General features: G+C 42.8%; 12 protein-coding genes. 7 read left to right on the plus strand and 5 right to left on the minus strand.

Annotated features, from left to right (window positions below):
• Nucleotides 1-142: 142 nt before the first annotated feature.
• The gene (locus V6E90_RS08935; RefSeq protein WP_016542648.1) at nt 143-955 is read right to left on the minus strand and encodes a putative porin; all 813 of its coding nucleotides are present in this window, start codon (nt 953-955) and stop codon (nt 143-145) included.
• Between the two features lie 411 nt (nt 956-1,366).
• Here V6E90_RS08935 and prfB point away from each other — a divergent pair.
• From prfB to V6E90_RS08960, 5 genes are all read left to right on the plus strand, one after another.
• Nucleotides 1,367-2,462, plus strand: a protein-coding gene (gene prfB / locus V6E90_RS08940; protein ID WP_141669894.1) for a peptide chain release factor 2 whose coding sequence is annotated in 2 segments (ribosomal slippage) — nt 1,367-1,438 and nt 1,440-2,462 — 1,095 coding nt in all. Because the reading frame shifts where the segments join, the coding sequence is not laid out codon by codon here.
• A gap of 162 nt (nt 2,463-2,624) precedes the next feature.
• A complete protein-coding gene (locus V6E90_RS08945) occupies nt 2,625-2,927 on the plus strand; it encodes an ArsR/SmtB family transcription factor (RefSeq protein WP_010590065.1) in 303 nt (100 codons plus the stop codon).
• Between the two features lie 27 nt (nt 2,928-2,954).
• Complete coding sequence (locus V6E90_RS08950; protein WP_023271128.1) at nt 2,955-4,019, plus strand: alkene reductase; 1,065 nt, start codon at nt 2,955-2,957, stop codon at nt 4,017-4,019.
• Between the two features lie 110 nt (nt 4,020-4,129).
• Nucleotides 4,130-5,449, plus strand: a complete 1,320-nt coding sequence (locus V6E90_RS08955) for a 3-deoxy-D-manno-octulosonic acid transferase (RefSeq protein WP_332605143.1) — start codon at nt 4,130-4,132, stop codon at nt 5,447-5,449.
• Nucleotides 5,446-6,156 (plus strand): 16S rRNA (uracil(1498)-N(3))-methyltransferase, encoded by a 711-nt coding sequence (locus V6E90_RS08960; RefSeq protein ID WP_332605144.1) that lies wholly within the window; start codon nt 5,446-5,448, stop codon nt 6,154-6,156. The genes V6E90_RS08955 and V6E90_RS08960 overlap by 4 nt, the downstream gene beginning before the upstream one ends.
• Here the strand turns inward: V6E90_RS08960 and V6E90_RS08965 are convergent.
• Entirely contained in the window at nt 6,136-7,116 is a 981-nt protein-coding gene (locus V6E90_RS08965) for a mechanosensitive ion channel family protein (protein WP_262756237.1), read from the minus strand. The genes V6E90_RS08960 and V6E90_RS08965 overlap by 21 nt on opposite strands.
• A 130-nt stretch (nt 7,117-7,246) precedes the next feature.
• The gene (locus V6E90_RS08970; RefSeq protein ID WP_332605145.1) at nt 7,247-7,810 is read right to left on the minus strand and encodes a DUF805 domain-containing protein; all 564 of its coding nucleotides are present in this window, start codon (nt 7,808-7,810) and stop codon (nt 7,247-7,249) included.
• A gap of 339 nt (nt 7,811-8,149) precedes the next feature.
• Here V6E90_RS08970 and acs point away from each other — a divergent pair, with 339 nt between their 5' ends.
• Nucleotides 8,150-10,093, plus strand: a complete 1,944-nt coding sequence (acs, locus tag V6E90_RS08975) for an acetate--CoA ligase (RefSeq protein ID WP_332605147.1) — start codon at nt 8,150-8,152, stop codon at nt 10,091-10,093.
• A 59-nt stretch (nt 10,094-10,152) separates the two neighbouring features.
• Here acs and V6E90_RS08980 read toward each other — a convergent pair whose 3' ends face one another.
• Complete coding sequence (locus V6E90_RS08980; protein WP_262756243.1) at nt 10,153-10,695, minus strand: cysteine hydrolase family protein; 543 nt, start codon at nt 10,693-10,695, stop codon at nt 10,153-10,155.
• 104 nt (nt 10,696-10,799) lie between these two features.
• On the opposite strand from V6E90_RS08980, the gene V6E90_RS08985 reads away from it, so the two are divergent.
• A complete protein-coding gene (locus V6E90_RS08985; RefSeq protein WP_262756245.1) occupies nt 10,800-11,213 on the plus strand; it encodes an AsnC family transcriptional regulator in 414 nt (137 codons plus the stop codon).
• Between the two features lie 77 nt (nt 11,214-11,290).
• Here V6E90_RS08985 and sfnG read toward each other — a convergent pair whose 3' ends face one another.
• A complete protein-coding gene (sfnG, locus tag V6E90_RS08990; protein ID WP_065343155.1) occupies nt 11,291-12,397 on the minus strand; it encodes a dimethylsulfone monooxygenase SfnG in 1,107 nt (368 codons plus the stop codon).
• Nucleotides 12,398-12,418 lie beyond the last annotated feature (21 nt).

The raw sequence follows: 12,418 nt of genomic DNA on the forward strand, positions 1-12,418 counted from the left end.
AAATGCAGACAGCAGTTGAAAAACTTATAAGGGAAGAAAGAAAGAGTAGGGGTTAAAAGTGGATAAGAACACTATTTGAAGCAATAAAAAACGCCCTGAATGATTCAGGGCGTTTTTTAGCTTATATGCTTCTGTTCAGGTCTTAGAAGCGGTATGCACCACGAAGACCGAATGAAGTGTAGTCATTATCAATATATGATTTATCGTTACCGAAACCTACACGACCTTCCAAGCTCACTTGTTGATTGAAGAATTTCTTCGCAGAAATACCCCATTCATTTGAGTTAACGATTGTGTCGTCATACTTAAGTTTTTGATAATCAACACCAACACTTAAAGTTTTGTCGATGAAGTAATCACCTTTTAATTTCACTTCTTTGTTGTCACCAAAAGCTGTATAAGCTTCTAAGTTCACGTCATTTTGACCAACTTGAGTGACATATTTGGCACGAAGCGTCGGGCTGGTTTCACGGTCGCCGTCTTTCACGTCAACCGTTTTTGCACCCGCAGCAACCAATAAACCTGGTGCTGGTAAGTAACCCACTTCAGCCGAGTAATGGTTGATTTTTAATTTGTCTTCATCAGTTGCATATTTAGAATTTGGTTTGATTTCTTCACGGCCAATATTACCGCTTAAATAGAAGTCGCTGTTAGGAACAAAGTACTCAATACCTGCACCATATTGATTGTTTTTGAATGCATCATCTTTTTCATAAGCGTACTGTGCTTTTACGTTGCTCGCACGGTCAAGGAAAGCTGCTTCAGCAAGCGGTGCATTACGTGTTTGCACTGGGTTGAAGTAATATTTCCCATCTACGCTGAAACGATCACTGTCACCAAAACGATCTTGGTCTTTATAGGTATAAGAACCACCTACCTCAGCTTGATAAGCATGAGCAGTTCCTGTAACTGCGATTGCAGATAAAAGTGCTGATGCAATTGCTAATTTTTTCATGGTTGTTTCCTCATTAAGATTTAAACCAAGTGTTAAACACTGATACATGTTTTGTTACAACTTGAGTCTAGAGCAATTTTCACGAGCGTCAATCTTGATAAGGTAATCGAACTGTACAAATGTAATTAACTTGTAATAATTACATTTTAAATTATTGATATTTATCATTAAAAATTCATTGTTTTGATTTATTAAAATTTAGGAGGAATTGTGTGTTTTAGTATATTTAGTCTAATTTTCACACAATGGGCCGAGCAAAATCAGGGCTTAGAAATATTTAAAAGATAAAATAAATTTATTTATAATTTTTATTTTAATAAATAAAAGTATTAAAAATGACATGGCTGTGTCGACTAAAACAGTTATGTTAAAATAACGGATTAAGTGAAAAAATAGTGTGAGAACAGACGCGTGGAAATTAATCCGTATTTAATTCAATTGAAAGATTTATCTGATCGTAGCCAAACACTACGGGGGTATCTTTGACTACGATCTAAAGGTTGAGCGTTTAGAAGAAGTTTTAAGAGAATTAGAAGACCCAGCGATTTGGAATGATCAAAACCGTGCTCAAACCATCGCCAAAGAAAAGGGCAGCTTAGAAAATACGATTGGTGTGTTTGATCGTCTTGCTGAACAGTTAGATGATGCCAAAGCCATGCTTGACCTTGCGGTTGAAGCAGATGATGAAAGTTTATTATTGGATGTTCAGGCCGAGTTGGATAGTGCTGAAGAGGCGCTAGGTAATCTTGAATTCCGCCGTATGTTTAGCAATCCAATGGACCCAAATCCATGCTTCCTTGAAATTCAATCAGGTTCAGGTGGTACAGAAGCACAGGATTGGGCATCGATGTTATTGCGTATGTATTTGCGCTGGATCGAACGTCATGGCTTTAAAGCTGAATTGATGGAAGTGTCAGACGGTGATGTGGCTGGAATTAAATCAGCAACCATCCGTGTTGATGGTGAGTTTGCTTATGGTTGGTTGCGTACTGAAAGTGGCGTACATCGTTTAGTCCGTAAGTCACCATTTGACAGTAATAACAACCGTCATACTTCATTCTCTGCGGTATTTATCTCCCCTGAGATTGATGACAATATCGAGATTGATATCAATCCATCCGATGTTCGTACCGATACTTACCGTGCTTCGGGTGCGGGTGGTCAGCACATTAACAAAACCGATTCTGCAGTACGTTTAACTCACGCACCGACAGGGATTGTAGTGGCTTGTCAGAACCAACGCTCACAACATGCTAACCGTGACCATGCGTGGAAGCAATTACGTGCCAAACTCTATGAATTAGAGATGAGCAAACGTAATGAAGCTGCTCAAGCCTTAGAGGACTCGAAGTCCGATATCGGTTGGGGCAGTCAAATTCGTTCATATGTTCTCGATGACTCACGCATTAAAGACTTGCGTACTGGTGTGGAAAATTCCAATACCAAAGCGGTGTTAGATGGTGATTTAGATAAGTTCATTGAAGCAAGTTTGAAACAAGGTTTATAAGTTTTAATCCAATTAAAACGGCAATCTCGTTCAGCATCGGCTGGTTAATCGAAAAAATATGATATTAATATCGAAAAAAATGGATATTAATATTTAAAAACTTCGATATACTGGTTTCAGGTGCTGAACAAAGCGTTGCCGCTTGAGAAACGTGGTGAGTCTATGGATATTGATGTTATAAGCAAAGCCTTAGCCAATCCATTACGTCGACAGATTTTGCAATGGCTAAAAGAGCCTGAGCAATTTCTACCCGTTGAGCAATGTGGTGGTAGTTTTGAACGGGGTGTATGTGCAGGGCACATCGAACGTTTAGGAAAAGTTGCACAATCAACTATGTCGAATCATTTGTCTGTATTGCAACAGGCAGGTTTGATTAAGGTTGAGAAATATGGACAGTGGTCTTATTTCACGCGCAATGAAGCTTTGATTCAGCAATATATCGAACATTTAAAACAAGCACTTTAAATCGAAGAAGTGTAAGTTGAGGCGATCATGGCTGAACTAAATTCTACTTTGCAAGTAGGTGATTTCACGATTAAAAACCGCTTGGTTTTAGCTCCTTTAACTAGAGCACGTAGTGGTGCACAGCGTATTCCAAACGATTTGATGGTGGAATATTATCAACAACGTGCCAATGCTGGCCTTATTATTACCGAAGCAACGGTGATTAGCCCAAAAGCAGCGGGTTATGCCAATACACCAGGTTTGTGGTCGCAAGAACAAGCACAGGCATGGCATAAAATTGTTGAAGCCGTGCACGCACAAGGTTCAAAAATTGTGGTTCAGCTGTGGCATGTCGGTCGTATTTCACATCCAGACTTATTGGATGGTGATACGCCTGTGGCACCGAGTGCGATTCAACCTGCCGGTGAAGTGAGCTTACTTCGTCCAAAGCGTCCTTTTGTGACACCACGTGCCTTATCGCATGAAGAAATTCAAGAAATCGTTGCGCAATATAGAAATGCTGCTGAACAGGCCAAAGCCGCTGGGTTTGATGGTGTTGAATTGCACGCAGCCAATGGTTATCTGATTGACCAATTTCTACAAAGCACAACTAACCAGCGAAATGATGAATATGGCGGTGCAATTGAAAACCGTGCGCGTTTATTGCTCCAAGTTGTAGATACCTTTATCGAGGTGTGGGGTGCTGGTCGAGTCGGTGTGCATCTTGCACCGCGTGGTGATTCCCATGATATGGGCGATGAAAATCCATTGGCAACTTTTGGTTATGTGGTTGAGCAATTGAATCAACGCAATATTGGTTTTATTTTCACACGCGAGTATGAGGCTGCAGATAGCTTATTGCCGCAACTCCGTCCTAAATTTAAAGGGGTGTGGATTGCCAATGAAGGTTTAACCGCGGATTCTGCGAAACGTATTTTGGCGACAGGCCAAGCCGATGCAGTTTCATTCGGTAAACAATATATCGCGAACCCTGATTTATTTGAACGTTTACAACACGATTTGCCTTTAAATCCACTTCAGCCACAAACGCTATATGGTGATGGTGCTGAGGGTTATACTGATTATCCTGCCTTTGAACAGTTAGAAGCTTAATCTGCTTTAAAACTTTAAAAAATGACTCATGTGATTTACCAAAATTGCATGAGTTTTTGTTTTAAATTCCGCATAATGAGCAGCAATCACATTGTCAACTATGGTCTCGGATGGCGCAGAACACAGCAGCACAGCAAACACCGTTTTGGTATAACGTTTTATTGGCTTGTATCAAGCCCTTATACCGTTGGAAAATCAAACAACGGGCAGAAACTGATGCGCTGTTTCAGCAGGAATGTATCGAGCGTTTTGGGCCGTTTCAGCCTGCTAAAAATTTAGGGGCAATTTGGTTTCATGCTGTTTCTGTTGGTGAAACCAACGCGGCACAGCCTTTAATTGAACATTATTTAAAATTAGGTCATCCGGTTTTAGTGACCAATACCACCAAGACGGGGCAAGCTCGGGCAAAATCCCTGTTTTTAAAAGCCCCTTATCTCGATTTATTTCAGGCGGTGTATTTGCCTGTCGATCAAAAAGCATTATTAAAACGTTTTTTTAATTTGTATCAACCTCGGCTATTGGCATTGGTTGAAACGGAGATCTGGCCCAATTTAATTGCCGAAGCACAGCAGCAACAGATTCCCTGTATTTTATTGAATGCACGCCTTTCCGAAAAATCGGCCAAAGGTTATGGCAAGGTTCGTCGTTTAACTCAACCGATGCTGCAACAGTTGACTTGGCTATTGGCCCAAGATGTGGCAACGCAACAACGCTATGTCGATCTAGGTCTTGATCCAGTCAAAAGTCAGGTGGTTGGCAATATTAAATTTGATATTGCTGCACCAGAGCATTTTGTCATGCAAGCACAGCAACTCAAACAAGAATGGCAATTGGCGAATCGTCAGATCATCACTTTAGCCAGTACGCATGCACCCGAAGAACAAAGTTTACTCAAACAATTGCAGCTGCATTTAAATTCAAATCCAGCGTTGCTGTGTATTGTGGTGCCGCGTCATCCAGAACGTTTTGATGAGGTGTACCAAGTTTGTCAGGGTTTAAATTTAAAAACCCAACGGCGTAGTTTGCAACAATCCATTCAAGCAGATACTCAAGTATTTCTGGCTGATAGTATGGGGGAAATGTGGCTCTGGTATGCTTTGAGCCAAGCTTGTTTTGTTGGTGGTTCATTGAATGAGCCAGGTGGCGGGCATAATATTTTAGAACCGATGGTCTTGAATGTGCCAACCGTCATTGGTCCGCGTTATTTCAATTTTCAAACGATTGTGGATGAGTTTGTGGCGCAACAAGGCATTTTGATTGGAGAGGATGCAGCACAGGTGGGGCAGCAGTTATTAGCCTGCCTAGGGGATAATGCACAGACTCAGCAATTGGTTCGACAGGCTGATCAGGTGTTACAGGCAAATAAAGGCTCGTTACAGCAGCACATTCAGTGCCTTGATCACTATTTACAGCAAACAGCATTATCATGAATATTGTTTTACTTGAAACCGAACAGTGTAGTTCGGTGGATGCGTGGCAGATTAGCCAGCCCAGACAATTGCAGCATTTAGCTCAGCACTTACAGCTCAATGTTGGTGATACCCTGAAAGTTGGGGTTCGTGCAGGTCAGCGCTACCTTACGGAGGTTGTTTGTATCAGCGAACATGGTATTACGGTTCGTCCAATTCAAACAGAAGTCGTTCCTGCCAAGCTTCCAGTCCATCTGATCTTGGCCTTACCCCGCCCTAAAGTATTGCGCCGTATCATCATGGATGCAGTGACTTTGGGGGTGGAGCGGATTAGCTTGATTCATAGTTATCGTGTGGATAAAAGCTATTGGCAAACGCCGTTTTTACAGCAACTGAATGATTATGTAACTTTGGGCTTGGAACAAGCGGGCGATACCATTACACCAGACATTCAGCTCTATAAACGCTTCAAGCCTTTTGTTGAAGATGTTTTACCAACGTTGATCAGTGCAGAACAGCCTGCTTATGTGGCGCATCCCTATGCTGAGCAGCCGATGCCTTATGCGATTCAACAGCGCTGTAGTGTGATCATTGGTCCAGAAGGAGGATTTATTCCTTATGAGGTCGATCTGCTCATTAAAAACGGCTGCCAAGCGATGAGCTTAGGCAACCGAATTTTGCGAACTGAAACAGCGGTGTCGAATATTTTAGGGCGCTTGTTTGTCTAAAGCATCGCTCTGTTCAGATTGATCACCCCGATAGACTTTGACTTCCTGCACTGGATAAGGAATTGAAATGCCTTTTTCGTCAAAAGCCGTCACCACCAGTTCTTGAATTTCGCTGATAGATGCTGAGGTGCTGGTTTCAGTGGTATTGACCCACCAGCGTACGGTTAAATTAATTGAGAAATCTGCCAGTGCGGTGACATTGACCGAGAAGCCTGGTTGACTCAGTACATTCAGATTACGGTCTAAGATATCCAGAATAATCTTCTTGGCTTTTTGCATGTCATCTTCATAGCCAATACCGACTACAAACTCACAACGACGACGTTGATAAGCATTATTGACGGTGACAGCACTGGTATAGACCGTGGCATTGGGAATCACAATACGGCGGCCATCTGGTGAGCGTAAGAAGGTGGCACGAATCTGAATATCTTCGACATTGCCTTCTAAACCATTCACCACAATATCATCGCCAATACGGAAGGGTTCGCTGATCAAAATCAGAATTCCTGACAATAAGTTCTGGAAGATATCTTTGAAGGCAAAACCAATCGCAACTGAACCAATCCCCAAAGCACCAATCAATTGACTCGGGGTAAAGCCCGGAATGGCAATCACCAACGCAATCAAGAAGCCAAAGAAGATAATAAAGGTACTACCCACGCGATTCAGAACCAATACTAGGTTTTGGCGGGTATAGCTGCGATTTTCTAAAGTCTTGCGGATAAAGAGTTTAAACAACTTGGTCAGCAGCCAAAAAATAATGAAAACAGTAATCGCAATCCCGATATAGGGAATGCGCTCCCAAAAGCTGTCCATGATTTTATCAATGGTGGTATAGGCATCGTGATACTTTTCGGTATGGGCCAATACCGTTTCAGTGGTCTTGGTGCTTGCTTGATGAATCAGCGCGCCGGTATCTTTCGCCACTTCAGTCAATGTTGTTTGTTCGTTTGCCACAGCAAGCTCTCTATTTCGCAAAGGAGGAGTAAATGAGGGGAGCAATCATAATGAATTTATTGCCAATACGCATGTGAAATTCAATATTTGCTTCCGCTCATGATCAAATCAATTCGCTAAATGCGGTCACTTAAAAATATTCGGTGCTATTTTGAATGATCTGTGTTGGGGCTTCCCAGAGATCTGGAGTGGCAAAATAATAAGCAAAAATGAAGATACCTGACATCATCAGTAAGGTGACCAAAATCATCAACCATGCCAGTAGTTTTTCCCAAGCACGAGAGGGGCGAATATCACCATAATCATTGCGATGAGGTGTACCTGGTGCCAATAGAACATATAGTGTAAATAGCAGTTGAATCACAGGCACCAATAACAGCAAACAGAGCCAGCCTGTTTTATTTAAGTCATGCAGGCGACGAATTAAAAGCACGATTTGCAAATAAAAGGCACCCAACCACACGGCAATCATGGCAAAGACAGACATGCCTGAAAATGCACTAAATATGGCAGCATCAACATTGCTGCTTGCAAAAATACCCGCGAAGGCAAAGATCAAGATAAATGCAGCCAGACAGGTCACACTGAGTAAACCATACCAGCCTAGATAACTGAGGCGGTTGAAACGGCCGCTTGGCGAGAGTGGATGGTCACTGCGGGGCTGTACTTGCACAGTTGTTGCGGGATCAAACATAGTGTATTCCTATTTTTCTGATTATTAAATCTTTTAAGCTTTTGGCAATGATCAAAATAATCACTTATTTTAAGAACAAAAAGCATAGACAAGCAGTTCAAATTTAAATTATTTTGAGTAAATTTTTGAAAGTAAGTAGGTTGTAAAACAACAGGCTTTGTTATTTTAGTTGAGCATGTTAGCTAAAAAGTTGCAACAGCATCGTCCTGACATTTCTACGACCAAAGCCGCATTGTTTGCGCTTGTAAATGGTGCCCATACTGCGAGAGAGAACAAAACATACCCGAGCAATAGATGAGAACATCTAAGGTATGAGATAAAAAACCAAGGAAGTGAGCTATGAAAGAAATCTACCCAGTGCCTGATAAATTCAAAGAAACGGCCAGAATCTCTGAAGCAGACTATTTCAAACGTTACCAGCATTCGATTGAGCAACCTGAAGCATTTTGGGCAGAGGAAGCTAGCAAGATTGAATGGATCAAACCATTTACACAGGTCAAAAATACCAGTTTCCAGCAAGACAATTTCAAAATCGAATGGTTTGCAGATGGTGAGTTGAATGTTTCAGCCAACTGTTTAGATCGTCATCTTAAAGATAATCCATTAAAGCCTGCCATTATCTGGGAGGGTGATCACCCCTCACGTCATAAAATCATCTCATTCTCTGAACTGCATGATGAAGTCTGCCGTTTTGCCAATGTGTTAAAGAAGCAAGGTATTGGTAAAGGCGACCGTGTGGTGCTGTATATGCCAATGGTGCCTGAAGCGGCAATAGCCATGCTGGCCTGCGCACGTATCGGTGCAGTGCATTGTGTGGTGTTTGGTGGCTTCTCGCCAGACTCATTGGCCAGCCGTATTGAAGACAGCCAAGCGAAATTAGTGATTACCGCAGATGCGGGGATGCGTGGTGGCAAGTTGCTTCCACTCAAAGAAAATGTGGATGCTGCTTTAACAATTGATGGAACGGATAGTGTCCAAAATGTCATTGTGGTGCATCGTACAGGTAATCCGATTCAGTTCAATGCTGAGCGTGATATTTGGTATCACCTTGCCATCATGGAAGTGGATGAGCACTGTCCACCAGAACCAATGAAAGCAGAAGATCCGCTCTTCATTCTGTACACTTCTGGTTCAACAGGTAAACCGAAAGGTGTATTGCATACCACAGGTGGTTATCTGGTCTATGTGAATACCACCTTTAGAGAAGTCTTTGATCTACGCGAAGATGATGTGTATTGGTGTACCGCCGATGTAGGCTGGATTACAGGGCATAGTTATTTACTTTACGGGCCACTGAGTAATGCCACCACCACCGTGATGTTTGAAGGGATTCCACAATACCCAACGTGGGCACGTATCGGTCATGTAATTGATAAGCACAACATCACCATTCTGTATACGGCGCCGACAGCGATTCGTGCCATGATGCGTGAAGGCGATGCCTATGTGCGTGAAAGTGATCGCAGTAGTTTACGTTTACTTGGTTCGGTCGGTGAACCGATCAACCCAGAGGCATGGAACTGGTATCACGAAGTGGTCGGTGAAGGTCGCTGTCCAATTGTCGATACATGGTGGCAAACTGAAACGGGTGGCATTTTAATTTCACCACTTCCAGGCGCAACCGCCTTAAAACCAGGTTCCGCGACACGTCCATTTTTCGGGGTACAACCCGCCTTGGTCGATGCTGAGGGCAATGAATTGGAAGGCGCAACCGAAGGTAATCTGGTGATTAAAGATTCATGGCCAGGTCAAATGCGAACCATTTGGGGCGATCCAGAACGCTTTATTGAAGCCTATTTCTCGACCTTTAAAGGCAGTTATTTCACTGGTGATGGCGCACGCCGAGATGCAGATGGCTATTACTGGATTACTGGACGTGTCGATGATGTACTCAATGTATCTGGTCATCGTCTAGGGACGGCTGAAATTGAGAGTGCATTGGTGGCACATGAGGCCGTGGCTGAGGCTGCAGTGGTCGGCATGCCGCATGAGATTAAGGGTCAAGGCATTTGTACTTTTGTCACTTTACAAGCTGATGTGGCTGAGTCTGAGGAGCTACGTAAGGAATTGGTCAATTGGGTGCGTAAAGTGCTTGGGCCTGTGGCCACCCCAGATGCACTGCATTGGGCGCCTGCATTACCCAAAACTCGTTCAGGTAAAATCATGCGCCGTATCCTAAGAAAGATCGCGGCAAATGAATTGGATACTTTGGGGGATACCTCAACGTTGGCTGAACCTGCTGTGGTTGAACATTTGATTGCCACGGTTTATCCAAACCGATAAACCCGATGCAAATGTGAAAAGAGCGTTCGATGGAACGCTCTTTTTTTTATCTGTATTATTTAATTGTGTGCCAAAAAATCTGCCGTGTTTTGTACAGTGGCAAAGAAACCCAGTGCAGATAAGAACGCCGTTTGCACATCTGCGGCTTTGACGGTTTTACCCGCATGTTCGAGATCACGGGTTGCCGTCGCATCTGCAATCACAATAGGTTGATAGCCGAGTTCTTTGGCTGCACGTGTACCCGAATCAATACAGACATGGGTCATCATGCCAGTTATCACTAACTGCTCAACTTGATGCTGCTGTAACAACGCTTGAAGATTGGTTTCCAGAAAGCTATTGGGAAAATGCTTTTCAACAATGATTGAGTTCTTGGTCACTTTCAGTTGTGGATGTAATTCAACACCGACGGTATTTTCCTGAAAGAAACTGGCTGAAGCTGGATTAATATGCTGAATATAAATAATCGGTAAATTGTTTTGGATAAAATGATCTTCTAATTGGTTGGTATATTGCAGAGCAAGCTCTGGATTGACCAATTCCATTTTGCCATTTTTAAAATAATCATTTTGCACATCAATAATTAGTAGGGCCTGTTTCATTATGTTTAGTTCCAAGATTAAGATAAAACAAGCATAGGTTGAAACAGAGAAATCGGCTATATTCAGGTGAAAGCATTGTTGCTGGTTTTCTTTCGTAATGAAAAATGAATATTGAACTTGATCCCATCGACTTAAAAATTATTGAATTGCTGAAGCAAGACTCACGTTTAAGCCATAAAGAAATTGGACAGTGCGTGCATCGTACTGGGCAGGCAGTGGGTGCTCGTATTGCACAGTTAATGGATGCAGGCATTATCAAAAATTACACCATCGCGATAAAGTATGAACATCAACAATTCATCCAATTGTTTATGAATGATCAGCAAGCTTTTATTGAGGTTGAGCGTTTGGTTAAACAATATGAGCAAGTGGATGAGTGTTTTAAAATTCTTGGCAATGCCTGCTATATGATCGTGAGCCACTTTAACCCGCCACAATTAAATGAATTTATTGAACAGCTGTCGCAGTGGTGCCGTTATTCGGTTGAAACCGTCATGCGTGAAATTGAGACCCATTAAAATAAAAAAGCCCCAAGCCGAGCCTTGGGGGAGTATCTGCCATTTGTTTTGTTATTCTTTTTATTTAACGCTGAAAACTACGCTGATTTTGCTGCGAGATGATGCTCCTGTTGTTGTTCAAGTTGACGGACCAGCGGTAAAACTTTTTCTCCAAAATATTCAACTTCCTCAATGAAATGCAGAAAGCCTGAAAGAACAAGATCTACCCCTACATTTTTTAAAGCAAGAATGCGTTCCGCAATTTGCTGCGGTGTGCCAATCAGATTGGTTTTAAAACCGTCGTTATATTGAACCAGATCGTCAAAGGTCGATTTTGCCCAATTTCCCTCACGCTCGGGTGCTGCTGCGCCTGCTTCACGGGTGGCATCACCAAAGGCATTCACTGCTTCGACGTTGGCTTGAGCAATGATTTCATTCAGGACTGCTTTGGCTTCCGCCTCAGTATCACGAGCAATAATAAAAGCATTGACGCCAATTTTGACCTGTCGATTGGCTAACTTTGCTTTGCTGCGCACATCATCAACCTGTTTTTTGATTTCTTCAACGCTATTGCCATTGGTAAAATACCAGTCCGATACACGCGCAGCCATATCACGTGCCGCACGTGAACTACCGCCTTGAAACACTTCGATATAAGGTTTTTGCAGCGGCTTTGGTTTAAGCGTGTAATTCTGAAATTGGTAGTATTTGCCATCAAAGCTGTAATTGTCAGTGCTCCATACCCCTTTTAGGGTGCGGATAAATTCTTCTGAACGGACATAACGTTCATCATGTTCAGGCCAAGGTTCACCAATCGCATCAAATTCGCCGCGGAACCAACCACTGACGACATTAATGGCGATACGCCCTTGGGTGAGATAGTCAATCGTGGCCAGTTGTTTGGCGGCCAACGCAGGCTTCCAAGGGCCGGGCAGAATAGCGGCAATCACCCGCAGTTTTTCAGTTTTTGCCAAGAGGGCATGACTGAAACTGACCGATTCATGTTGGTTGTCTGCGCCATAGCCCGCGGTAAAACGGATTTGGGTGAGGGCATATTCAAAGCCACTGCGTTCGGCTGCCTGTGCGAGACGCACGTTATAGTCATAGCTCCAGTCGGTACGTTGTTCAATGTTGCTTACAACGAGACCGCCACTTACATTCGGAACCCAGTAGGCAAATTTAATTGCGGATGCTGTTGTTGTCATCGTTGTATCCTCCATTCAATA

It is taken from the genome of Acinetobacter sp. ESBL14 (assembly GCF_036668815.1).
Lineage (GTDB): Bacteria > Pseudomonadota > Gammaproteobacteria > Pseudomonadales > Moraxellaceae > Acinetobacter > Acinetobacter gyllenbergii.